Origin of the sequence: Pseudomonas reactans (assembly GCF_013387025.1) — a bacterium.
GTDB classification, from domain to species: Bacteria; Pseudomonadota; Gammaproteobacteria; order Pseudomonadales; family Pseudomonadaceae; genus Aquipseudomonas; species Aquipseudomonas reactans.
This window is the reverse complement of sequence record NZ_JACAQP010000032.1, coordinates 23,055-45,718: the sequence shown is the minus strand read 5'-3', so window position 1 is coordinate 45,718 and position 22,664 is coordinate 23,055. Positions and strand designations below refer to the sequence as shown.

The window sequence follows — 22,664 nt, the reverse complement described above, 5'->3', positions numbered from 1 at the left end:
GAGGTGCCGAGTGTTGGGGCAAGAGCCCTTTGGTTACTTTGGGGCTTTTCCAAAGTGACCCGCCGTAAGGGCGGAACCAATACCCGCCATCACCCAAATAACGGATATGCCCCCAACCCATCACCTACAACAAAAGCGCCCCAACCTCACGGCTTCCGACACCACGCAAAAACGTCTGATACAACGCTGCATACGCGCCACCCCGCGCGATAAGAGCCGTATGCGGTCCCAGCTCCACCACCTGCCCATGCCTCACCACCGCAATCCGGTCCGCATCACGAATCGTCGCCAGTCGATGCGCAATGATGATCGCCGTACGCCCCTCACACAGCCGCCGCAACGCCCGCTGAATCCGCCGCTCCGTATGAATATCCACCGCCGACGTCGCCTCATCCAGCACCAACACCGCGGGATCCGCCAAGTAAGCGCGAACCAGACACACCAGCTGCCGTTGACCGTGGCTCAAGTGCGCCCCCAGAGGGCCCACTTCAGTGTGGTACTGATGCGGCAGACGCTCCAACACCTCATCGGCGCCCAACTCACGGGCGGCGGCGATCAGCGTACTGTCGTCGGCCCGTGGCGCGGCCAGGCGCAGGTTGTCGAGGATGCTGCCGCTGAACAGCACATTGTCCTGCAACACCACGCCAACGTGACGGCGCAAGGTGTGCTGGGCCAGATCGCGTACGTCAATGCCGTCCAGCCGCACGGCGCCACTCTGCGCTTCGTAAAACCGCGTCAGCAACTGCACCAGCGTGCTTTTTCCGTGTCCGGAGGGGCCGACAATCGCCAGCACTTCACCGGCCGGTATATGCAGGTCCAGGCCCGTGATCACGGGCGCCTGGCCGTAGCTGAAGCCCACGTTGTCAAAATGCACTTCGCCGCGCGCATGCTCCAACGGCTGGGGCCTCTCACGGTCTACGATCAGCGGCGTGGTATCCAGCAGCAGGAAAATCCGCTGGGCCGAGGCCGAGCCGGTCGCGTAGCGTTCAAACAGGTCCGACAGCTCCTGCAAGGGCCCGAGGAACAAAAACACATAGAACAGACTTTCCGCGACCTGGCCGACACTCACATCACCCGCCGCCAATCCATACGCGCCCACCAACAGCAGCACCGCAATACCCGCCGAGCTGAGCAGCGCGGTGAACGGTGCAAACCATGACGAACGCACGCTGCCGCGAATCAATGCCAGGTTAAAGTCATCCAGCAAACCCCGATAACGCTGCAGGTTCGGTGCTTCCTGGGCGCATTGCTGCAACAGGCGCGCACCGCTGACGCTTTCCACCAGGTGCGCGGTAAAGCGGCTGCGGTTCTCCGCAACCGTGGCCCAGTTACGCTGGGAAATGCGTTTGAAGCTCCACGTGGCGAGCACCAGCAACGGCACCGTCGCCACCAGGCTCAAGAAGAATCGTGGGTCGATGCGCCACAGCATCGCCGAGGCAAGGCCGCAGCGCAGCACCGCGCCCAGCAATTCCGGCGGGCCCTGGATCACCAAGGGTTCGAGGGCGTCGACGTCGCGGTCGACCCGGGAAATGATGCGTCCGGCACGGGTCTGGTCGAAGTAGCTCACGCTCAGGCTTTGCACATGGGCGAACACCTGCACGCGCAAGGCATTCAACACCCGGATCGCGGCGCTGCCGGCAATGAACTGCGAGACCCCGGCCAGCAGGAAGCGCGCCAGCCAACTGGCCGCCAAGCCCAGCCCCAGCCATACCACCAGACGCTCATCCAGCAGCCAGTGGTCGGCCTGTTGAATCAGCCCGCGATCCAGCAGTTCGCGCACGAACCACGGCCGCAGGAACACGGTGAACACCAGCAGGATTTCGATGCCGATCACCGCCAGGATCTGCCGACGGATGGGCCTCAGTAAAGGCAGCAACCGCTTGAACATGCTGCGATCCAGGGCTTTTTTGGCCAGCATTTCTTCGATTTCGATGTCGCTCAAGGCTTTGCCTGGCAGCGGGTTAGCCATGGTCGATCCCCAGCAGGTCGCGGTAGTACGGATTGGATGATTGCAGGTCGGCGTGCGGGCCTTCGGCGCAGATCTTGCCGTTGTCCAGGACCAGCACACGGTCAGCCAGCAGGATGGTCGAGAGCTTGCTGGAGATCACCAGCGCCGTGGTGCCATGCAGTTGCCGCAGGTTGTGCAGCACCTGGCGCTCGCTGATGGCGTCAAGGGCACTGGTGGCATCGTCCAGGCACAGGATGTCCGGTTTACCCAATAGCGCGCGGGCCAGGCACAGGCGTTGGCGCTGGCCGCCGGATAATGTCACGCCGCGATCGCCCAAGGGAGTTTCCAGGCCGAGGGGCAGGCGCTGCAACACGTCTGAAGCGGCGGCGAGCCGTAGCGCCTCGCGCAGTTCCTCGTCGGTGGCAGCGGGCGCGCTGAGGCGCAGATTGGCGGCCAGGGTACCGGCGAACAGAAAGCTTTCCTGGGGCACCACGTGAACACGCTTGCGCAGCGGGCCCAGTTGCAGCTCGCGGATGTCTTGCCAGCCGGCGCTGTCTGAACCCAGCAGCAGACGCCCGGCGGTGACGTCACTCAAGCGCGGCAGCAGGCCCGCCAGCAGGCTTTTGCCGGTGCCGGTGGCGCCGACCAAGGCGACGATTTCACCAGGCTGCAAGGTCAGTGAGCAGTCGTGAAGGATGTCACGCCCCCCGCCTGGCGCCGTCACGCTGACCTGTTCCAGCTTGAGCCCCAGGGGACCGGCGGGCAGGGTGGCAGTACCGTTGCGGATCTCGGCCGGGGCGTCGAGCAATTGCCAGATTCGCTCGGCGCTGGCGCGGGCATCGGCGAAGATCTGCATGACCCGGCCGATGCCCTCGATACGGAACACCAGGGTGGTGGCGATCAGCAGTGAGGTCACCAGTTCGCCAGTCCCCAATTGCCCGGCTGCGACCAAGTGCGCGCCGTACACCAGGATCCACACATGGCCCAATGCAACGACCGCCTGCGGCAGCGGGATGCGTGAGCTGGAATAGGCCAGTGCCTGGCGGGCCAATGCAGCGAACACCGCGACCTGATCGGAAAACCCCTGGATACGTGGCTGTTCGAGGGCAAATGACTTGATCACGCGCACGCCGCCAATGCCTTCGCTCAGGTCCTGGTTGACCCGGTCATAGGCGCTGCCTACGGCGCGGTCCAGGCTTACCAACCGTTCGGTCTGGCGCACGAAAATCCACAACCCGGTGACCGTCAACAGCAGCGGCACCAGCCCCAGCAGCGGGTGGTACCAGCTCAATAGGCCCACTGTGGCGAGCACCACCAGCGGGGTTTCTACCAACTGGCGCCAGAAGGTGATCAGCGCATCGCGCACCTTGTCCGCGTCGCGGGTAGTCCGGGTAATCATCTCGCCCATGCCGTGCTGCCAGTGATAGCCCAGGTGCAGGCTTTGCACCTGGGCCAGGATGCGTTCGCGCAGGCGCGTCAGCAGTTCCTGGCTGATCACCAGCGAAAGCACGCTGGCGATGTATTGCAGCACACCGCGCCCAAGCGCCACGGCGAGCATCAGCCCCAGCCAATACCAGCCAAGGCTCGCGTCCAGGCTACCGTCGGCGTTATGGACCACGGCTCGGCCGGCGCTGACATCATTCACCGCATGTCCGATCAGCCATTGTTGCCAGACCAGCCCCAAGTTGATGGCCACGTACAGCGCAGCCACCAGGGTGAATCGCCAGGGCATTTCCCGGTAGATCGCCAGGCTGCGTAGAAGAGGGTGTTGTTCGATCATGAAAAGCTCATCAGGCAAAAACAGGAAAGGGCCGCGCACGGCCCGAATGGCTTATTTTCGAGTGGCGCCCTGGGTTTCCTTGGCATTCAGGATCGCGGTGTATTCGCCTGGGTCCACACCGTTGAGGTAGTAGTTACCCACATGGTGCAAGCGCCAGCGGATCGGGTCGTGGGTGGTGTGCACGCGGGCGTTGCGCCAGAAGCGATCCAGGTTCCACTTGCTCAGCGAGGAACTGGCGCCGAGCAGCGAGAAGATATCGCTGGAGATCTTCAGCGAAGCGCTGTCGGAATGCGCGCGGGCAGTGGCCACCGAGAGGATCAACTCATCCTGCAGTTCCTTGTTCTCCGGATCCAGTTCATGCAGGTCGAACACCCGCGCCGCATCACGCAACAGGGATTCAGCCGCTCGTAGGGCCACCGCGTATTCGCCGATCTGCTTGATGATATGCGGCTCTTCATTGGCGTGGTCGACGCCGCTTTCCACCCACGGCCGGGCGTTGTGCTTGAGATAGTCGACTGCCGCGGCCAGGGCGCCGGCGGCGATGCCGGTGTCGATAGCGGCGTGGAGGATCTGCGGGAAGGTCAGCCCGGTGCGTTTCATCGGGCCTTTGCGACGTGACACGTAGTCTTCGTCCAGCACGATGTTGTCGAAATTCACCGTGCCGCTGACCGAGTTCTTCTGGCCGAAGGCTTCCCAGTCATCCACCAGCGTGAGTCCCGGTGCATTGCGGTTGAGTAGCACGCCGGCGCCGCCGTCATCAGAGGCGGCCGTGAGCGAGATCCATTCGGCCAGATAGGAGCCCGTGGAGTAGAACTTGCTGCCATTGAGCACCAGCGCGCCATCTTCGCGGCGATCGACGCGGGTCTTGAGCGCGAATTTGTTCTTGCCGCCCACCTCGGCCAGCGCATTGCCGAAGCGTTTGCCGGCCAGCACGTCACTGACCAGGCGATCACGCACCGCCTCCGGGTAGCCGGTGAAAACCCCGCGCAGCATCACGTTGTGGATCTGCAGCAGTTGCCCGACGCCGCCATCGGCCACCGAGATGATGCGTACGGTTTCAACGATGGTTTGCACCGAAGCGCCGAGCCCGCCAAAGGCCTTGGGCACGCCGATGGCGGTGATGCCGCTTTCGGACAGCAGTTGCGCCTGGCGCCAGGGCAGTTGGCCGTTCTGCTGGCTGTCGGCGGCGATGGCGGCGATTTCCACCGCGATGTCCTTGGCGGCAGCAATGGCCTCGGCTTCGCTGTGCAGGTGGCGAACGGGCGCCTGTTCAAATGTAGTCATGCATTCATCCTTCTGGTTTGGTTCGCATCCAAGGGATTGCGGTGTTGGAATGGGCTTGAGCAAGTTCCAAGCCAATGTGAAAAGCCATGCTGTACAGGGGCTGCGCAGGCTGGGGTGCTGCTGGAGAAGCAGCTCGAGCAAGTGGCTGCTGGCGCAGCAACAGTGCTGTTGGCAGGTCAGCAGTCGCCTGCTCCAGCAAGCACCAGTACCCTTGTAAACCGGGGCTCACGCCAATTGGCACGGCCTCTGCAATACCTCCCTCCACTGACTTGCCCAACTCAATGGAGCTGCCCATGACCCTTTCCGCTGTCCTGCCCACGCCTGAGCTTGAGCAGATCTGGTTCACCCGCTGCCCGGTGCCCACTGCGTCCGGCATCGCCTACAAGCTGGGGTGGTTGACCGAAGAGTTCGCCCCGGATGGCCTGCCGGTGTCCACGTTGCAGGAGGCTCGCCAACTGGGTCGCCACCATTACGATCACGACCTGCCGGGGCTTTTTCGCGAAGGCGGCAATGTCCCCGCATTGGCAGCACGTGCTGCAGGTGCGCCAAGCCGATTAATCGGCCTGACCTGGATCGAGGAGTGGCAGACCATTCTGGTCCGTCCGGACTCCGGCATCACCCGGCCCGAAGACCTGAAAGGCAAGCGCCTGGCCCTGCCGGCCTGGGGCGACAGTCGCCCCGGCAGCATCGCTCGAGCCATGAGCCTGCACGGCTACAAGGGTGCATTGAGCCTGGCCGGCCTGGGGTTTGATGACGTGGAGCTGGTGGAAGTGGCGTTGCACGACCAAGAGCAAGCGCCGGACCCGCAACAAGGGCTTCAGCGCCTGTGGTCGGGCCTGGATTACCTGGTGCGCGGCGAGGTGGACGCGGTCTACGTCAAGGGCGCTTCGGCGGCCGATGCGGCGCGCCGGTTGGGCCTGGTGGTGGGCATCGACCTGGATCTGATCGCCGAACCGCGTTATCGCATCAACAACGGCACGCCTCGGCCAATCACCGTGCACCAGAGCCTGCTGGACAACCACTTTGACCTGGTGGTGCGCTTCCTTGCGCAAACCCTCAGCGCGGCAGAGTGGGCGGCGAACCATCGCGACAGCCTCAACGCGATTCTCGAAGAGGAAACCCGCGCCGGCAGTGCCGGAGTCGCCGAAGCCTATCGCGGCGATTTCCACACCACCCTGGCGCCGGATCTGTCGGCACAGCGCCTGGAATTCCTCACCACCCAAAAAGACTTTCTCTACCTGCACGGCTTCCTGGAACGCGATTTTTCCATCGTCGACTGGGTCGACCCGCGCCCTCTGCAAGCTGCCCATGAACTGTTGGCCAAGCGCCGCGCCTGAAACCGGAGAACTCACATGACTGCCATTGCCCACGCTCAACCGATCAGCCTCGAACTGCAGGCCTTTGTCGACAAAGTGCTGCTGGAGGCCGAAGAGGCTTTCACCGTATTCCGTGAAACCAACACCATCACTGCCAATGGCACCGTCGGTTTTATCGAGCGCGTGCCCGGCCAGGAACTGCTGGTGTCGGTGAACTACGGCGGCCCGTGGAACTACCGTAAACCGCTGCAAGCCACCGTCACCGACTTTGCCGGCAATGTGATCCTCGGCAAGGGCAAAGGTGGCCTGGGGCGCTACACCAAGCTGTTCCAGCAACACCCGGACGTGACCACCGTGTCCCACGTGCATTCGCCGTACCTGGGGGCCTGGGCCCAGACCCACCGCACATTGCCGTTCCATTACGTTCCGGTGCAGCGCTATCAATTGGCCCGTGAACTGCCGGTGTACATCGACCGTCGCCAGCAGGAAGTGGACTTCATCCTCGACAAGATCGCCGAAAACCCCTTCAACCTGGCGATCCTTGAAGCCAACGGCGGCTCCACCGTGTGGGGCAAGCAAGGGCTGCGCGCCACGGCGGAATTCATCCTGTTGCTGGAGGAGGGCGCACAGCTGCAATTGCTCGCCGATGCACTGGGTGGTTCCCGCGCTTATGGACCGGGCGTGTTGACCCAGCAGTGGAAGATGAGCGGGTTGTTTGAGCAGGCCACTGCGCTGGGCCTTGTACCCGCCATCGACCGCAAAAACTAACCACACCGCAAACCCCCTGTAGGAGCCGGCTTGCCGGCGATGGCGGCGGCACATCCCACATCGATGTTGCCTGATGCACCGCTATCGCCGGCAAGCCGGCTCCTACAGGGATGGCGATCTATTCAAGGATGTTTGTCATGGCTGTGAAGATTCTCTGGTACCTCACCACCCCGGATGGCCCTTACCCGTGGGAACCCGAAGGCCGCTGGAAAACCGACTTTCAACATATCAAACAACTCGCGGTCGCCAGCGATCGCCTCGGCTACTACGGCTCGCTGCTCGGCTCCAGCCCCAACGAAAGCCTCGCGGTTGCCGCCTCGCTGATCGACGCCACCCAACGCCTGCGCTTTTTGGTGGCGCAACACCCGGGCGAGCTGTCGCCGGCGGTCCTGGCCAAGTGGGCGCTGACGTTCGACCAGTTCTCCAACGGTCGCCTGCTGTTCAACGTGGTCAACGGCAATGACGCCGGCCTCGCCACCCTCGGCGTGCACTATCCCCATGACGAGCGTTATGCATTCAGCCTCGAATACTGGCGAGCGTTCCAGGGCTTCTATGCGGGTGATACGCGGGGCTATGACGGTGATTACGTCAAGCTCGCCCCCCGGACGCCGGGCGCCGCCAGCCATCCCTTGGGTGGCTGGCATCCGCCTTACCAGAAACCGGGTATCCCGCTCTGGGGCGCCGGCACCTCGGGGCCGGGCGTCGAGCATTCGGTACAACTGCTGGATGTGTACCTGAGTTTCGCCAACACACCGCCGAAACTCGGTGAAAAGTTTCGCAAGGTGGCGGCCGAAGCCGCGAAGATCGGCCGCGAGCTGACCTTCGGCACCCGCCTGCAGATCATCGTGCGCGAGACCGAGGAAGAAGCCTGGGCCCACGCCGAAAAACTGCTGCAACGCACCTCGCTGCACACCGCGCGAAATGCGATTGAGCGCCAGCTGCCGCCCGGTGTGAGCTTCGAGGCGTTCCACAGCGACGACCCACAAACCCAGCGCAACGTCGAGACCATCCGCTCCGGGCGTTTGCCCTCCGCGCGTGAGCTGGAGATCTACCCCAACGTGTGGCTGGGCCCGAGCCTGTTCGGTTTCAACATCCTCGGCCCGGCGGCGGGCACCTACCTGGTGGGCAGCGCCGAACAAGTCGCCGAGCGTATTCGCGAATATGAAGCCCAGGGCACCTCGGCCTTCATCCTCTCCGGTTTCCCGCTGATCGACGAAGCCCACCGCGTGGCAGACCTGCTGTTTCCACTGCTGGACCTGGACCACGGTTTTGAAGTGCCGCGCCTGGGTGTCACGCAAACGACTGAACAGCGCGAAGAGGCTTGATCGAATGAATGATGGATTTTCCCGCCGAGCGTTTCTCGGCCATAGCCTGGCCATTGGCGGCGGCTTGCTGCTCGCCGGTTGTGACAGCGGTGCCGCCTCCCAGGGCGCGGCGGTGCTCACCCGCAAACCGGTGAGCGGCGGCCGCCTGCGCGTCGGCATTATCGATGGCGACCAGTCCGGCAACCTGGACGCGCATAAACCGGTGGGCGGCGGGATCATTCGCGGTTGGGCGCTATACAGCAAGTTCTGGGAATGGAACACAGACGTCAGCACACGCCTGGCCCTGGCCGAGTTTGCCGAGCCGAATGCCGATGCCAGCGCCTGGACCATCCGCATCAAGCCGGGCCTGGAGTTCCACCATGGCAAGACCATTGGTGCCGATGACATGCTGTTTTCGTTGCTGCGCCTCACCGATCCAAAACTGGCCTCGCCGTTTGCTGGGTTGGTCGGTGCCATTGACCGCAACGCGTTGCGCAAGCTGGATGAGCGCACCATCGAAATCCGTTTCAAGCAGGGCCAGAGTTTCTTTCCACTGGATGAAACCCTGATCAGCTTTGGCGGCATCGTGCCGACGGACTACGACCCGATCACCAACCCGGTAGGCGCCGGCCCCTACAAACTCAAACGTTTCGTGCCTGGCCAGCGCTCGCTGTACGAACGTTTCGAGAACTACTACAAGCCCGGCCAACCTTACGCCGATGAGCTGGAAATCATCGAATTCAAGGACCAGGTGTCCCGCGTCGCCGCCTTGCGCGCCGGGCAGATCGATGTCGCTAGTGGCGTGCAGGCTGAGCACAGCGCATTGCTCAAGGCCGATTCGCGGTTGTCGCTGTGCGTATCGCCCAGTACCTCGTTTACTGGCTTCAACCTGAACCTGGCCAAACCACCGTTTGATGACGTGCGGGTGCGGCAGGCCTTCCGCTTGCTGGCGGATCGACAAGAGCTGGTAGGCCGTGGCCTGAACGGTTTTGGGCGGGTCGCCAACGACCTGTATTCGCCCCATGACCCCACCTACAACCACGCAATCGCGCAACGCCCCTATGACCTGGAACAGGCGCGCTCGCTCCTGCGCCAGGCCGGGCAGACCGATTTGCGGGTGGCGTTGACCACCCCACCAGGACCCGGTGTGAATGCCGCCTTGGTATTTGCCCAGCAAGCCAAAAAAGCCGGTGTGGACGTGCGTGTCACCCAGGTTGACGGCGCGGTCTTCAATGGTCCGCAACGCGAACAATGGCAACTGTCGCCAGGCTCTACACCGGCCCGTGGCTTCCTGGCGTCGGCGCTGCACAACGACGCGCCGCTGGCGATCTACAACCGCAGCAATTTTCATGATCGGCGTTTCGACGACCTCTATCGCCAGGCCCTGGCCCAGCCCGATCTGGAGCTGCGCAAAAGCTTGGTGCATGAAGCCCAGCAAATCCAGCACGAGCGTGGCGGCCTGTTGATCTGGGGCTTTAACGATGTGCTGGACGCGGCGTCGGTGAAGGTCGGCGGCCTGACGCCGGAGCAGACCACCTTCGCTTCCTGGCGTTTTGACGAGTTGTGGTTGAACCATGTCTGAGCCGTCCTGCAAGTCCCCGCGCACGCCTGCCTGGCTGTCGTGGTTTATCGGGCGCCTGGGTTATGGCCTGCTCACCGCCTGGCTGATCAGCCTGGTGGTGTTCATCGCTACCCAGGCGCTGCCCTCGGACCCGGCGCGGGTGATCCTCGGCCCGGATGCGCCGCTGGAAAGTATCCTCACACTCCAGCACCAACTGGGCCTGGACCAGCCGATCCTCTGGCAATACCTGCGCTGGTTCGGCTCAGCCTTGAGCGGCGATCTCGGCGAGTCGCTGGATTCGAATGCGCCGGTCAGCGATATCCTGTGGGGCCGATTTGGCTACACGCTGGTGTTGCTGACGGGGGTGATCCTGGTCGTGGTGCCCGCCGCACTGGCGCTCGGCGTTGCCTTGGCGCTGCGCCGGGACAGTCGACTGGACCGTTGGAGCCTGTCGCTGCTGATCTTTCTCAAGGCCACGCCAGGCTTTTTGTTGGCTATCGGTCTGGTGCTGCTGTTTTCCATGCCCCACATGGACTGGCTGCCCGCCGTGTCGATCCTCGACCCCGACCAGTCGCTGCTGCGCCAGCTCAAGTTCCTGGTGCTGCCGGTATTGGCCCTGAGCCTCACCGCACTGCCATACCTCACGCGCATGGTGCGTGCTGCGATGATCGAAGCGCTCGATTCTGATTACGTGGTGGCGGCGCGCCTGCGCGGCATTCCTTATCGGCGCATCGTGTGGGGCCACACCTTGCCCAACGCATTGGTCCCCGCGATCCAGGGCGTGGCGCTGACCCTGCGCACGCTGATCGGCGGCGCAGTACTGGCCGAGGTGATCTTCAGCTACCCCGGCATCGGCACGGCCCTCAACGCGGCAATCCAGATGCGCGACCTGCCGATGATCCAGGCGATTGTGCTGGTGATCACCTTGGCGGTGGTGTTGATCAACCTGCTCGCCGACCTGTTGACCGTGCTGCTCACGCCCAAGCTGCGCACGGCGCGCCGGGTCACGATGATTCAACGCAACCGCCGGGGCATCACGCCGTGGTGGCGGCGTTCGCGAGGTGATGCATGAACGAGCCGCAAATCCGCAACGGTGCACTGGTCACGGCGCTGGTGATTGCTTTCGCGTTGCTTGGCCCTTGGCTGGCGCCCCATGGTTCGACCGATATGGTGGGGCCGGTGTATGGCGCGCCTGCCGGGTCGGCGTGGCTGGGGTATGATTTTTTGGGGCATGACGTGCTGTCGCGCTTGCTCAACGGCGGCTTGTCGGTGCTGTGGATGTCGGTGGCGGCGGCGAGCATCGCGTTGGCCATCGGTAGCACGCTCGGCTTGCTGGCGGGGCTATCACGGCGGCGCCTGGACCAGTTGATCACGTGGTCGGCGGATGTGTCCCTGGCCTTTCCCGACCTGATTCTGGTGCTGTTGATCGTCTCGATGCTGGGCCGCGCGCCGTGGCTGATTGTGTTGACCGTGTCCATCGCCTTCATCCCGGGCGTGATCCGCCTGGCGCGCGCGAGTGCCGTGGCGGTGGCGGGGCAGGAGTTCGTCGAGGCGGCGCAGATGATGGGCTATTCGCGGCGCAGAATCCTGTTCAAGGAGATTCTGCCGAACATCCTCACACCGCTGCTGGTGCACTTCGGCAATATGTTGACCTGGGGCGTGGGCATGCTCTCGGGCTTGAGCTTTCTTGGGTACGGCGTGGCGCCGCCCACGGCGGACTGGGGCTTGATGATCAATGAAAACCAGGCCGGCTTGCTGGTGCAGCCCTGGGCGGTACTGGCCCCGGCGATACTGATCGGCGTGTTTGCCTACGGCACCAATATCCTCGCCGAAGGCATCGGCCGGCGCAGCGCACGGATGGGAGACCAGCAGCGATGAACGCGATAACGGAGATCGACACTGGGGTCCTGCAGGTCCTTGACCTGCGTGTGGAGTTGCCGGGGCAGGTGGATGTGGTGTCGGGCATCTCGTTCAGCCTGCAGGCCGGTGAGATTCTTGGGCTGGTGGGGGAGTCGGGGTCGGGCAAAACCACCCTGGCGACCGCGTTGCTGGCCCATGCGCGGCGGGGTGCACGGATTGTCGACGGGCAGGTGCAGGTGGCTGGGCAGGCCTTGTTGAGCCTGGAGGGTGAGGCGTTGCGTCGTGCACGCGGCAGCCTGATCGGCTATGTGGCGCAGGACCCGGCGACGGCGTTGAACCCTGCGCTGCGCATCGGTCACCTGCTGCGCGAAACCTTGGCGGTGCATCCCTCGGGGCTCGACCGTGTGGCGCAGCAACACCGTATCAGCGAGACTTTGCGTGACGTCGGTTTGCCGCAAGACCCTGAGTTCCTGCGCCGTTTCCCTCATCAATTGTCCGGCGGCCAGCAACAACGGGTGATGCTCGCGCTGGCCTTTGTGCTGCGCCCGCGCCTGATCGTACTGGATGAACCGACCACTGCCCTCGACGTCAGCACCCAGGCGCATATCCTCGCGACCCTGCGTCGACTGTGCAAAAGCCAGGGCGTGGCGGCGGTGTATGTGTCCCATGACCTGGCGGTGATCAAGGACCTGGTAGACCGGGTGATGGTGATGTACGCCGGGCGCATTGTTGAAATGGCGTCGCGAGATAAGTTATTCAGTCGGCCATCCCATCCCTACACCCGTGGCTTGCTGAGGGCGATACCGGACGTGGCCGGGCGGCGTGAGTTGAAAGCGATTGCCGGGCATGCGCCGGCGCCGGGGCAGCGCCCGCCAGGGTGCAGTTTCGGGCCGCGTTGTGAGCGGTTCAGCGCCGCATGCCTGGCGCTGGAGCCGCAATTGCACGCATTGGACGTTGGCCATGAGGTGGCGTGTATCGCACCCCACGTTCAGCCGGTGCAAGCGATTGCGCTGGCGCCGATTGCGATTGCTTCGGCACAGATTGCACCCGCACTTTTAACGATCAGCGGCTTGAATGTCGCCTATGACCGCCAGGTTTTATTCGATATCACGCTGCAGGTGCAGCCGGGCGAGTGCCTGGCCTTGGTCGGCGAGTCCGGTTCCGGCAAGACCAGCCTGGCGCGGGCAGTGGCAGGCCTTGGCGAAAACGCCGAAGGGGCGTTGAGTTACGCCGGTCGACCGCTGCCCCTGCAGTCTCGCCAGCGTGATGCGGGCTTGCGGCACCAGATTCAGTACATCTTCCAGAACCCGTATCGGGCCTTGAACCCACGGCAAACGGTGTACCAGACCCTGAGTGCGCCGTTGGAACACTTCTTCAAGATCAAGGGGGCAGCTGCGCGACAGCGGGTTGAGGCGGTGCTTGAACGTGTGTCACTGCCGGCTTCAGTGGCCGATGTCTATCCCCATAGCCTGTCAGGCGGCGAGCGCCAGCGCGTAGCCATCGCCCGTGCGCTGTTGTGCGAGCCGAGGCTGTTGATCTGCGACGAGATCACCTCGGCGCTGGACGTTTCGGTGCAGGCCTCGATACTGGACCTGCTGCGCCAGTTGCAGCGCGAAGGGCTGACGCTGCTGTTTGTCACCCATGACCTCGGCGTAGTGCGTGCGATTGCAGACCGGGTACTGGTGTTGAAGACGGGTAGGGTGGTGGAGCAAGGCGTGGTTGATGAGGTGCTGGATAGGCCGCAGGCGGCGTATACGCGGGCGTTGCTGGAGCATTCGCCGTCATTGGGGTGACGGGCACCGCTACGCGGTGCGACGATTCGACAAGCTGGCTCCTACAGGTTTGTGCCGCACACCTATACACGCGATCGACTGTAGGAGCCGGCTTCCCGGCGATGGCGTCATACGCCCTTACGCAACCCTGGCCTGCCTGCGCCGTGCTTCTTCACGCACCGCCGGAATGATCCACCGCCCATAATCCACGGTGTCATACAGCGGGTCATACCCCCGGTTCAAAAACGTCGTCACGCCCAAATCCACGTAATCCAACAACGCCTGTGCCACCGTCTCCGGCGTGCCGACCAAGGCGGTGGTGTCGCCATAGGCGCCGACGGCCGTGGCGGTTGGCATCCACAGTGCACGATCGTGACGATCACCCCGTGCCGCTGCCGCGAGCAAACGTTCCGAACCGGTGCCCTTGATGCGCTTTTGCCACGGGCTGCCGGCTGCGAACTGCGGGTTGGCCTTGATCTGTGCGAGGATCTGTTCCGCACGCTGCCAGGCCAGTTCTTCGGTCGCGCCCAGGATCAAGCGCACCGACAAACTCACTCGCGGCGCTGTAACCCCCGCCGCCTGTGCCGCCGCCTTGAGCTTGGCAATCTGCTCCGCCACGCCATTCAACGGCTCGCCCCACAGCGCATACAAGTCCGCGTGTTTCACCGCGATCTGGTAGGCGATGTCCGATGACCCGCCAAACGAGATCGGGATGTGCGGCTGTTGCAGCGGCTTGACCGGCGAAAAGGCTCCCTTGATGTTGAAGTACTTGCCCTCGAAATCGAAGGGTTCCTCGGCGGTCCAGGTGCGTCGTACGATCTGCAGGTATTCATCGGTGCGTTGGTAGCGCTCGGTCTTGTCCAGCAGGAAGTCACCTTCCTGCGGCTCGGCGGTGATACCGGTGATCGCGTGCAGGCGAATACGCCCGCCGCCGGTGGTGTGGTCCAGCGTGGCGAAGGACCGCGCCGCGACGGTCGGCGCGGTGAGGCCCGGACGGTGGGCGATCATGAAGCCCAGCCGCTCGGTGTGCGCCGCCGCGTAGGCGGCGATCTGCAAGCTGTCGGCGCTGCCGGGGCCGCTGGCGATGAGCACGCGGTCGAAGCCGGCATGTTCATGGGCGCGGGCATGGTGACGGATAAAGTCGAGGTCGAAATCCGGGCTGCGCACGCCACGGGTTTCGGACCACTGGCGGGGGAAAATCATGCCGACAAATTCAATGGACATACGGTGCTCCTGGATCAGAATTGATAGTCGACCTGGGCCAGCAAGGTGCGGCCAGGCATGGGTTGCAAGAAGGTATTGGTGGAACCGGCCAGGCCGCTGACGAAATTCAGTTCATTGGTCAGGTTCAGCACGCGCAAAGTGGTGCTCCACTGCGGCTGGCGGTAATACACGGCGAGGTCGAGGTTGTATTCGTCGGGGATCTTCACCGTCTTGCTCAGGTTCAGATACCAACTGCTGGTCCACCAGCCGGAGAGTTCGGCACCGAAGCCAGAATCGAAGCGATAGTCCACGTAGCCGCTGGCGGTGTACTCAGGAATCTGTACCGCGTCGTAACGCCCGGAGGGCCGCTGGTTGAGGCTGTTGTTGTCGCCAAACACGGTGCCGTTGTCGGGAATGAAGCCTGCTGAAGCAAAGCCCGCCTGTGAGGTGAACTCGTTGTAGGCGTTGAGCTTGGACAGGTTCAAACCGCTGCGCAGGTGGTCATCCGGTTGGTAGCGCACGGTGGCTTCCACGCCCTTGATCATCAGCCGGGCGATGTTGTTATTGCTGTCGGGCGCCTGGTCGCGGGCCTGCTTGAACGCGGCCAAGGTCATGAACAACTGGTTGGGCACGGCTTCGACCTTGACGCCGACTTCGTGCAGCACACTCAGGCTCTGGAATGCCAGCGGGTTGAGCTGGTTGGCACCGGTGCCGCTGCCCCAACCCAAACCGTTGGAAAAGAACCCGGTATTGACCGCCAGCGAGCGGTCGAAGGTGTAGTACAGCGTGGTGTTTTCGGTGGGCTTCACGTACGGGCTGACTTGAAATGCAAATAGCCGGTAGTTGTCGCTGTCCTTGCGCCGGTTGCCGCCAGCGAGCACGAACGGGTTGTCGATTTCGGCCTGGATCCAGCTGCGGCTGGCGCCAATGTTCAGGCCGAAATACTCGCCGTACTTGAGGTTGTGCTGGCTGAACAGGGTCTTGGTGGTCCAGGTGCTTTCAGCGGTGTAGGGCGCTACGGATTCGGCGTACAGGCCATGCCCGGCCGCGTACATCGGCGGCAGGTTCAGCCATCCGTAGTAGTTGGAGTACTGCGGCACGCCGGGTTGGCCGATCCACGCAGCGTTGCCGCCGGCAGGGTTGCTGCCGTCCAGGCCGAGCAGGTCGCCGGGGTTCTTGCCGGAAGGATTCTGGGTCAAGTCGTAGGCGTTGATGGTCGAGCCAAAGCTGTTATTGGCGGCAATCGACTGGTTGAATTCGCGGCGGTAAATCAGGCCGGTGTTGCTGTCGTCGCGCAGGGTCCAGCCGCCCAGTTGGGTTTCATTGCGTGTGCGAAACTCGAAACGGTTGTCGAAAATGTTGTCCTTGGACTGCACCTGGAACGCACCCACCGCGTCGGTGATGTCCTTGGAGCGTTCATAGAACGTGCTGTTGGCCACGGTGATGCTCGGCGACAGGTCGGCCTCGATGCGCAGTTGCGTGGTAAAGCGCCGCGAGCTGCTTTCATCCTCCTTGCGCTGCCCGGTCTGCGACGACAGCGACTGTTCGCCATTGCCGGCGAGCGTCGGGTCATACACCCAACCACGCAGGCTGCCGGGGTTGGCCTGGGTGTTCGGCGAGGCGGCCTGGAAGCTGCCGTCGACCACACTGTATTGGCCTTGTGCATTACGTTGGCGCTTGACCCAGCCCAAGGTCGGCGCGTCCGCAGCGCCGGACGCCAGCACCGGTGACCATAGGGTGTTGCCGTTCTGGATGATGGGCGTGGCACGGCCGGCATAGTACTTGCCGTGGTCCACCAGGTTCTGCGTAGCGCGGTTCCAGCCGTGGGTGATGTTGTAGTCGTAATAGTTGTCGTAGCTGGCGTTCCAATCGACGCGAACGTTGTCGTTGCGCCAGGCGAGGGCGCCGTAGAACGCATCGAAATTATTGTCGACGTTGTCGTAGAAATCCTGCTGGCGCTGCTTGGTGATGCTGACGCGGTAGGCCAGGTTGTCGCTCAGCGGGCCAGTGTTGTCGAGGCTGAATTTATTCGAGCTGCGTGACGTGCCGTCCGGCACCCATGACCCCAATTCACCGCTGAGTTTGGTCTTGAACTCATTGAAGTTCGGTTTTTTGCTCAGGTAATTGACGTAACCGCCGCTGCCGGACACTGAACCGTAGGTCACCGAGGATGGGCCAGCCACGATATCGGCGCCTTCATAGGCGTTGAAGTTGGCCGGATGGCGCACCGCATAACCGCGCTGGCCGTCCTGGAAAATCTCCGAACCCTGGGCGCGGAACTGCGGGGCGATTCCGGCGTTCTGGCCGCCGCCACGGGTGATGCCAGGTGCGTATTTGACCAAGTCATCAGCGCTGTGGATCGAGCCGTTGGCCAATTGCTCGGCATTGACCTGCACCACCGAGCGCGGAGTGTCGAGCACTTTGGTTTCGGTGCCGCCGTACACCGAGGTCGGCGGTCGGGTGGGCAGGGCGTCGTCATCCGACTCGGCGCTACTGGCCTGCACCGTCACGGTCTGCAGTTGGGTATCAGCAGCAAAGGCCTGCAGCGGCAGGGTTGCGGCCAGCAACAGGGGTAAACGCAAGGCGATAGCGTGCATGGCAGAAATGCCCCATAAAAAAGAGTGAAGGGCGCACGACCCTTGTAGGAGCCGGCTTGCCGGCGATGGCGTCCGTTTGGTCGGCGCAGGGCTTGAGGGCCCCATCGCCGGCAAGCCAGGCTCCTACAGAGGGGGGTGCGGTTTCATTGGGTCAGGCTGAGTCTTTGAGCCAGAGCTTCTCGAATCGCCAGGTGCTGAACAGTGACTCTTCGGCCTGGGCACCCCCGACGCGGGTCGACACACTGTCGAGCAGGTCGGCGTAGCCCCAGATCAACATGCCACCGCGTTCGTACTGGATCTGCTGCACCTGATGCACCAGGGCCTTGCGTTTTTCCAGGTCGGGCTGGGCCATGGCGGCAAGGAACAGTTCACTGAAGTGCGGGTCGTTGAAGTGGGTCTTGTTTGACACCGCAAACGGCGCGTCGGTGTGTATCGCGCTGGCCAGGAACGGTGCGCCAATGCTGCCGCCAGTGCTCAGGGTCCAGTCGTTTTTCAGCGGGCCCTGGAAGGTGGCAAGGTCGACTTGTTTGACCTTCAGGGTCACGCCGATGCGCTTGGCTTGTTCGGCAAGGACCAGCGCCGAACTCAAACCCTGCCCCGGTGTGGTGATCAATTCCACCTCGAGGTTTTCCTGGCCGGCGTCCTTGAGCAATTGCGCTGCGCGTTGCGGGTCGTAAGCGCGTGGGCCGAGGCTGTGGTTGAAGGTCGGATCGCTGGGTGCATACAAGTCGTTGGCTACGCGACCCTGGCCATTCAGCGCGCGGCGTACCAACTCCTCCCGGTCCGCCAGCAAACGAAACGCCTCGCGTACCCGTGGGTCGTTGAACGGCGGCTTGTCCAGGTTCATGTCGAAGGACAGCCAATTGCCAGACACCGACTTGATCACCTGCAGGCGCGGGTCTTTTTGCAGGATCGGCAATTGTTCGGTGGGCAGCACATTGGCCATGTCGATCTGCCCGGCGCGCAGGGCGGCGAGGCGTGAGACTTGGTCCTTGAAGTCGATGATTTCAAGTTCATCCGCATAGGGCTTGCCGTCTTTGTAGTAATTCTCGAAGCGGGTGAACAACGAACGCTGGCCGGGGGTAAAGCTTTTCAACTGGTAGGGGCCGGCACCCACCGGGTTGGTCACTGGATGGTAATCCACCGGGACGATGCCGCCGAAGTTGACCCAGGTTTCCGCTAGCGGCATGTAGCTGCGGCCTTCGCGAAAGCTCAGGCGCACGGTGCGATGGTCCAGCTTGACCAGATTGTCGCGATCCACCCAGTGCAACAGCGCGGCATAGGGCGAAGCCAGTTGCGGGTCGGTGAGGCGGCGGATCGAGAAGATCAGGTCGTCGGCATCGATGGTCTTGCCGTTGTGGAACTCCAGGCCCGGGCGCAGGCGCAGGGTCCAGGCGCTGGCATCGGCATTTGGCTCGGCCAGTTCGGCCAGGGCCAGGCGCGGTTGCATGTGCTCGTCCCACTCCCACAACTTGCTGTACAGCGCAAACCCGCGAACGATGCCGCTGCCCACCGGTTTATGCGCGTCCAGGTTGCCGCTCTGGTTGCCGTCGAGAATGCCCAGGCGCAAGCGTCCGCCATAACGCGGCTGGTCGTTGCCGGTCACGCCGGCCGGTGTGTCGCTCGGGCCGCAACCCGTCAGTAGCAGGCCGCCGCCGACGGTGGCGCTGTAGCCGAGAAAGTCTCGGCGGCTCAGCAGAAAGGTCATGGTCTCAGGCTCCGCCGTTGGCCGAATGCAGCTCGCGCAGCGGCTCCTGGGGTCGGCTCAGCTCGACGCGCTCGCTGCGAAAATGCGGCAGGATGTGCTCGCCGAGGCGATAGGCTTCTTCCAGGTGCGGGTAGCCCGCGAGGAAGAACAGGTCGATGCCGATGCTGTTGTACTCGCGAATCCGCGCCACCACGTTCTCGTAGCTACCCACCAGCGCGCAACCCGGTGGAATGCCGATATAGCCGAAGCCGGTCCACACGTTCGGATGGATGAAGAAGTCGTCGAAACCCTGGGCTTCGTTCTTCTCGGCAAAACCGTGTTCGTAGCTCAGTTTGCGCGCTGTGCGCAGCCCGGCATGCGCCGCCACGGCCTTGACCGCGCCACGGGCGATGCCTTCGTCGAAGAAACGCTTGGCCTCGGTGCGCGCCAGCGCTTCGGTCTCGCGGGTGATCACGTCGATTGACAGGCCGAAACGGATGTCGGTACGCCCCCATTTCAGTGCGCGCTGGCGCAGGTCGGCGATCAGCGCGGCGATTTCATCCGGATGCTCGGCGCGCATCAGGTAGAAGTCGGCGTGCTTGGCGGCGAATTCCCGTGCGGCAATCGACGAACCGGCGGTGCAGATCAGCGGTAGCTCGGCCTTCTTCAACGGCCCACGCAGGCCACCGCCGTCGGCTTTGTAGAATTTTCCATCGTAGTGGAAGGTCTCGTTGTGCCAATAGCCCTTGACCACGTCCATGAACTCGGTGGCGCGTTCGTAGCGTTCATCGTGCTCGCTGTAGTCACCGACCTGGCGCTGGATCGCGTCCGAGCCACCGTTGATGATGTTCCACACCAAGCGATTGCCGGTTGCGCGCTGGTACGTCGCAGCTTGTTGCACCGCGACCCATGGGGTGTAGTGGTAGGGCTGGAACGCAGTGACGAACTGCAGAGTGCGCGTCTCGCGGGCCAGCAATGAGCAGACGGTCCAGGGTTCTTCGCCGGTCGGCGCATTGACCATCAACGCACCGCCAAACCCATTGATCTCGGCGGCCTTGGCAATCTGGCCCAGGTAGTCGATGTAGGTAAAGTGATCGCCCACGCTGAACCCGGAGACTGCACCGGTACTGTTGGCGCCGCCACGGTGCCAGTCGCCCCGGTTACGCGGATCGCCGGGCAGGAACTGGGTTTCGCCGTGCAACGGCAAGCGGGTGAAGAATTCGATGCTCATGAAGCCTCCTGCCTACTGGGCGGTCGGGGCGCAGATCGGGGTGATCGGCTGGTCGTTGATGACTTTGTGGGCGAACGGGATCGAGTCCTTGAGCGACGCATTGACCGTCGCGCTGTGGCCCAGGCCTTTGTACAGATGGCCTTCCACCACGGAGCCGGCGTTGCAGGCGTCCTGCATCAGCTTCACCTGGGTCGCGGCGGCGGGGGTGGTGTCTTCGGCGCCGGTGCCGATGAAGATCGGTTTGGAGGTCTTCAGGGTCGGGTACGAAACCTGCGCCAGCCACGGCGCGAGCTGCTTGCCCTTGTAGTCTTTCTTGGTGTTGGCGATGCTCAGGCCGAGACCTTCCACGTCGCCTTCCAGGGCGAACAGGCAACTGGTGCGGGCCTGTTCGAAGATCGGCAGCGCCTTGTCGGTGTAGAAGTCCGCCGGGTTGATGCTCGGGTCGTATTGCTGGGCGGCAAGCAAGGTGTAGAAGCCGTAGGCCAACGTCGGGTCGACCTTGTTGCGCACTGCCTCACTGGGGTTTTTCGCGTAGTCGAGGGTGTAGATCACGCCGGTACCGATGCTGCCCTTGACGCCCAGGTCCGGCGCATAGGTTGCCGCGTAGGCCGCCGCGGCAAAGGCGCCCGCGCCCCCCTGGGACTGACCGACGATCAACACTTTATCGGCCAGCCCTGGTACCCCGGCCACCACAGCCTTGGCGGCGTCGAGGATGCCGTAGGCGGCCATACGGCTGTTAAGCAATGGGTGGCCTCCGGGCACGCCAAGGCCCTGGTAGTCGGTGGCGACCACGGCAAAGCCTTCTTCCAGCCAGCGGTTGAGGTAAGCCACGTCACGGTAGGAACGGCCTTGCCAGGACGGCGCGCACACATCCGCCACGCCGACGGTGCCATGGCCCCAGCTTGCCACCGGCCATCCGCCGGCAGGTGGTTTGCCTTTAGGCAGAAACAAGGCGCCGGAGACCACGATGGGCGTCTTGTTATCGATGCCGTCGGTGGAGGTGTACAGGATGCGCTGGGCACTGGCGGCATTCGCCAGGCTGATGGTGCTGTCCAGCGGCTCGCTGCGCAGCAATTTGCCGGGAACGGCGGGAATGGCTTGTTCCCAGGTGTAGAACGCCGAGACGCGGCCATCGCCTTGCAGCGGGTCGGGCTTGGGTGCATACACGTCAGCCGCGAGCGCACTCATGGACAAGGCCAATACGCTGAGGCCGAAAGCGAAGGAATGGGGCAGTTTCATCAATCATTTCCCTATCAAGGATTCGTGCTGACCTGGCCACGCAGGGCCGGCCAGTAGTCGGTGAGTTTCAGGTCGATCAGGGCCTGGTGGGTAAAGCCGGTAGCCAGTGACGGGCCGATGTCGTAGGTGTCGCGAATCAGGTGGTTGGCCAGCGCATAGGCCGTCAGAGCCTGGTAATGGGCCTTGAGCTGCGCATCACTTTTTGGCGCCCAGCGTTCTTTCCAGGCCACCGGGTCGTTCTGGTCGTCGCGACGCAGCACGCTTTCGGCGGTGCCGGCGCGGGAGGACAGTTGGTAATAGGCGTCCTGGTTCTGCGGCTGAGAAATCCACCACGCGGCCTTGACCCAAGCGGTGGCCAGCAGTTGGGTGATCTGCGGATACTGTTTTACAAAGGTGTCGGTGCCCCACAGGTCAGAGACCAATCGCCAGTCGTTGCTGCCTTGCTTGGTCGACCAGATGATCTTGCCCACACCTTTGTCTTCCAGGGCATAGGCCTCGCTGAGCAGCACTGCCGCATCGACTTTGCCGGCCGATACCGCCGCCGCGCCCACCTGTGGGTTGAGGTTGGCAATCTTGAAGTCATCGAGTGTCAGGCCCTTGCTGGCCAGGAAGTTGCTGAACGCAAACTCCCACGGCCGGCCACGGTGCAGGGCCAGGCGTTTGCCCTTGAGGTCTTCGATGGTCTGGGCGCTGGAGCCTTCGGGCACCACCAGGTAGATGTTGTTGCCGCTGCCGCCGGGCACGATCAGCTTGCCCGGCACACCACCGGCTCCCGCGATCACCGATGGCAGGTCGCCGCGAACGGCGAAGTCCAGGCTGTTGTTGCTGAAGCCTTCGTTGATCTGCGGGCCGGCGCCGGCGTGGGGCAGGGCGATCCACTCGAGTTTCACCCCGCGTTCGCGCAATTGCGCTTCCAGCCAGCCGTCCTCGATCACGCGCCCGGCGATGCCGCCGAATACCGGCTTGCCGCCTTGGGTGTAAGCGACGATGGCGATTTTCACTGAGGCTGGTGCGGCCTGAATGGCAGTACTCGCAAAAAGGGCGAACAGGGCGGCAATGCTGCTGCGCCATACATTTTTCATGGGGCTTCTCCCTACTTGAATTGGCAATCCCC

17 protein-coding genes are annotated in these 22,664 nt (G+C 63.3%); 7 read left to right on the top strand and 10 right to left on the bottom strand.

The window, feature by feature from the left end:
- Positions 1 to 124 precede the first annotated feature (124 nt).
- The 4 genes from HX793_RS24755 to HX793_RS24740 are packed head-to-tail and all read right to left on the bottom strand — an operon-like array spanning position 125 to position 5,307.
- Positions 125 to 1,969, bottom strand: a complete 1,845-nt coding sequence (locus tag HX793_RS24755) for an ABC transporter ATP-binding protein (RefSeq protein ID WP_177049117.1) — start codon at positions 1,967 to 1,969, stop codon at positions 125 to 127.
- Positions 1,962 to 3,728: an ABC transporter ATP-binding protein gene (locus HX793_RS24750; protein ID WP_177094786.1), complete on the bottom strand. Its 1,767-nt coding sequence runs from the start codon at positions 3,726 to 3,728 to the stop codon at positions 1,962 to 1,964. Before HX793_RS24750 ends, HX793_RS24755 begins: the two co-directional genes overlap by 8 nt.
- 51 nt (positions 3,729 to 3,779) lie before the next feature.
- The gene (locus HX793_RS24745; RefSeq protein ID WP_177049121.1) at positions 3,780 to 5,012 is read right to left on the bottom strand and encodes an acyl-CoA dehydrogenase family protein; all 1,233 of its coding nucleotides are present in this window, start codon (positions 5,010 to 5,012) and stop codon (positions 3,780 to 3,782) included.
- A 4-nt stretch (positions 5,013 to 5,016) separates the two neighbouring features.
- On the bottom strand, positions 5,017 to 5,307 hold the full coding sequence (locus HX793_RS24740; protein ID WP_177049123.1) for a hypothetical protein: 291 nt from the start codon (positions 5,305 to 5,307) through the stop codon (positions 5,017 to 5,019).
- Here HX793_RS24740 and HX793_RS24735 point away from each other — a divergent pair.
- The 7 genes from HX793_RS24735 to HX793_RS24705 all read left to right on the top strand — a co-directional run bounded on the left by HX793_RS24735 (position 5,306) and on the right by HX793_RS24705 (position 13,614).
- Positions 5,306 to 6,349 carry an ABC transporter substrate-binding protein gene (locus tag HX793_RS24735; RefSeq protein WP_095016018.1) on the top strand — a complete coding sequence of 348 codons (1,044 nt, stop codon included), beginning with the start codon at positions 5,306 to 5,308 and terminating at the stop codon, positions 6,347 to 6,349. The two genes, HX793_RS24740 and HX793_RS24735, sit on opposite strands and share 2 nt — an antisense overlap.
- Positions 6,350 to 6,364: 15 nt before the next feature.
- Complete coding sequence (locus HX793_RS24730) at positions 6,365 to 7,096, top strand: class II aldolase/adducin family protein (RefSeq protein WP_028615993.1); 732 nt, start codon at positions 6,365 to 6,367, stop codon at positions 7,094 to 7,096.
- A 137-nt stretch (positions 7,097 to 7,233) separates the two neighbouring features.
- Positions 7,234 to 8,421 (top strand): LLM class flavin-dependent oxidoreductase, encoded by a 1,188-nt coding sequence (locus HX793_RS24725; RefSeq protein WP_177094788.1) that lies wholly within the window; start codon positions 7,234 to 7,236, stop codon positions 8,419 to 8,421.
- 4 nt (positions 8,422 to 8,425) lie between these two features.
- Positions 8,426 to 9,982, top strand: a complete 1,557-nt coding sequence (locus tag HX793_RS24720) for an ABC transporter substrate-binding protein (RefSeq protein ID WP_177094790.1) — start codon at positions 8,426 to 8,428, stop codon at positions 9,980 to 9,982.
- Entirely contained in the window at positions 9,975 to 11,033 is a 1,059-nt protein-coding gene (locus HX793_RS24715; RefSeq protein WP_177094792.1) for an ABC transporter permease, read from the top strand. The genes HX793_RS24720 and HX793_RS24715 overlap by 8 nt, the downstream gene beginning before the upstream one ends.
- Positions 11,030 to 11,839 (top strand): ABC transporter permease, encoded by an 810-nt coding sequence (locus tag HX793_RS24710; protein WP_177094794.1) that lies wholly within the window; start codon positions 11,030 to 11,032, stop codon positions 11,837 to 11,839. The genes HX793_RS24715 and HX793_RS24710 overlap by 4 nt, the downstream gene beginning before the upstream one ends.
- A complete protein-coding gene (locus tag HX793_RS24705; protein ID WP_177094796.1) occupies positions 11,836 to 13,614 on the top strand; it encodes a dipeptide ABC transporter ATP-binding protein in 1,779 nt (592 codons plus the stop codon). Before HX793_RS24710 ends, HX793_RS24705 begins: the two co-directional genes overlap by 4 nt.
- A gap of 117 nt (positions 13,615 to 13,731) precedes the next feature.
- Here the strand turns inward: HX793_RS24705 and HX793_RS24700 are convergent, their stop codons facing one another.
- The 6 genes from HX793_RS24700 to HX793_RS24675 form a co-directional block, all read right to left on the bottom strand.
- Positions 13,732 to 14,817 carry an LLM class flavin-dependent oxidoreductase gene (locus HX793_RS24700; RefSeq protein WP_028615999.1) on the bottom strand — a complete coding sequence of 362 codons (1,086 nt, stop codon included), beginning with the start codon at positions 14,815 to 14,817 and terminating at the stop codon, positions 13,732 to 13,734.
- Positions 14,818 to 14,831: 14 nt separating this feature from the next.
- Positions 14,832 to 17,393 (bottom strand): TonB-dependent receptor plug domain-containing protein, encoded by a 2,562-nt coding sequence (locus tag HX793_RS24695; RefSeq protein WP_177094798.1) that lies wholly within the window; start codon positions 17,391 to 17,393, stop codon positions 14,832 to 14,834.
- A 151-nt stretch (positions 17,394 to 17,544) separates the two neighbouring features.
- On the bottom strand, positions 17,545 to 19,101 hold the full coding sequence (locus HX793_RS24690) for an ABC transporter substrate-binding protein (protein ID WP_177094800.1): 1,557 nt from the start codon (positions 19,099 to 19,101) through the stop codon (positions 17,545 to 17,547).
- Positions 19,102 to 19,105: 4 nt separating this feature from the next.
- Complete coding sequence (locus HX793_RS24685) at positions 19,106 to 20,311, bottom strand: LLM class flavin-dependent oxidoreductase (RefSeq protein WP_177049139.1); 1,206 nt, start codon at positions 20,309 to 20,311, stop codon at positions 19,106 to 19,108.
- A 12-nt stretch (positions 20,312 to 20,323) separates the two neighbouring features.
- Positions 20,324 to 21,550 carry an alpha/beta hydrolase family protein gene (locus tag HX793_RS24680; protein WP_177060186.1) on the bottom strand — a complete coding sequence of 409 codons (1,227 nt, stop codon included), beginning with the start codon at positions 21,548 to 21,550 and terminating at the stop codon, positions 20,324 to 20,326.
- A 14-nt stretch (positions 21,551 to 21,564) separates the two neighbouring features.
- Positions 21,565 to 22,632, bottom strand: a complete 1,068-nt coding sequence (locus HX793_RS24675; RefSeq protein WP_177060185.1) for an ABC transporter substrate-binding protein — start codon at positions 22,630 to 22,632, stop codon at positions 21,565 to 21,567.
- Positions 22,633 to 22,664 lie beyond the last annotated feature (32 nt).

What these genes read in the sequence shown, in the direction of transcription:
- HX793_RS24755 (WP_177049117.1), bottom strand. Translation starts at nt 1,969, where the DNA reads ATGGCTAACCCGCTGCCAGGCAAAGCCTTGAGCGACATCGAAATCGAA.
- HX793_RS24750 (WP_177094786.1), bottom strand. Translation starts at nt 3,728, where the DNA reads ATGATCGAACAACACCCTCTTCTACGCAGCCTGGCGATCTACCGGGAA.
- HX793_RS24745 (WP_177049121.1), bottom strand. Translation starts at nt 5,012, where the DNA reads ATGACTACATTTGAACAGGCGCCCGTTCGCCACCTGCACAGCGAAGCC.
- HX793_RS24735 (WP_095016018.1), top strand. Translation starts at nt 5,306, where the DNA reads ATGACCCTTTCCGCTGTCCTGCCCACGCCTGAGCTTGAGCAGATCTGG.
- HX793_RS24740 (WP_177049123.1), bottom strand. Translation starts at nt 5,307, where the DNA reads ATGGGCAGCTCCATTGAGTTGGGCAAGTCAGTGGAGGGAGGTATTGCA.
- HX793_RS24730 (WP_028615993.1), top strand. Translation starts at nt 6,365, where the DNA reads ATGACTGCCATTGCCCACGCTCAACCGATCAGCCTCGAACTGCAGGCC.
- HX793_RS24725 (WP_177094788.1), top strand. Translation starts at nt 7,234, where the DNA reads ATGGCTGTGAAGATTCTCTGGTACCTCACCACCCCGGATGGCCCTTAC.
- HX793_RS24720 (WP_177094790.1), top strand. Translation starts at nt 8,426, where the DNA reads ATGAATGATGGATTTTCCCGCCGAGCGTTTCTCGGCCATAGCCTGGCC.
- HX793_RS24715 (WP_177094792.1), top strand. Translation starts at nt 9,975, where the DNA reads ATGTCTGAGCCGTCCTGCAAGTCCCCGCGCACGCCTGCCTGGCTGTCG.
- HX793_RS24710 (WP_177094794.1), top strand. Translation starts at nt 11,030, where the DNA reads ATGAACGAGCCGCAAATCCGCAACGGTGCACTGGTCACGGCGCTGGTG.
- HX793_RS24705 (WP_177094796.1), top strand. Translation starts at nt 11,836, where the DNA reads ATGAACGCGATAACGGAGATCGACACTGGGGTCCTGCAGGTCCTTGAC.
- HX793_RS24700 (WP_028615999.1), bottom strand. Translation starts at nt 14,817, where the DNA reads ATGTCCATTGAATTTGTCGGCATGATTTTCCCCCGCCAGTGGTCCGAA.
- HX793_RS24695 (WP_177094798.1), bottom strand. Translation starts at nt 17,393, where the DNA reads ATGCACGCTATCGCCTTGCGTTTACCCCTGTTGCTGGCCGCAACCCTG.
- HX793_RS24690 (WP_177094800.1), bottom strand. Translation starts at nt 19,101, where the DNA reads ATGACCTTTCTGCTGAGCCGCCGAGACTTTCTCGGCTACAGCGCCACC.
- HX793_RS24685 (WP_177049139.1), bottom strand. Translation starts at nt 20,311, where the DNA reads ATGAGCATCGAATTCTTCACCCGCTTGCCGTTGCACGGCGAAACCCAG.
- HX793_RS24680 (WP_177060186.1), bottom strand. Translation starts at nt 21,550, where the DNA reads ATGAAACTGCCCCATTCCTTCGCTTTCGGCCTCAGCGTATTGGCCTTG.
- HX793_RS24675 (WP_177060185.1), bottom strand. Translation starts at nt 22,632, where the DNA reads ATGAAAAATGTATGGCGCAGCAGCATTGCCGCCCTGTTCGCCCTTTTT.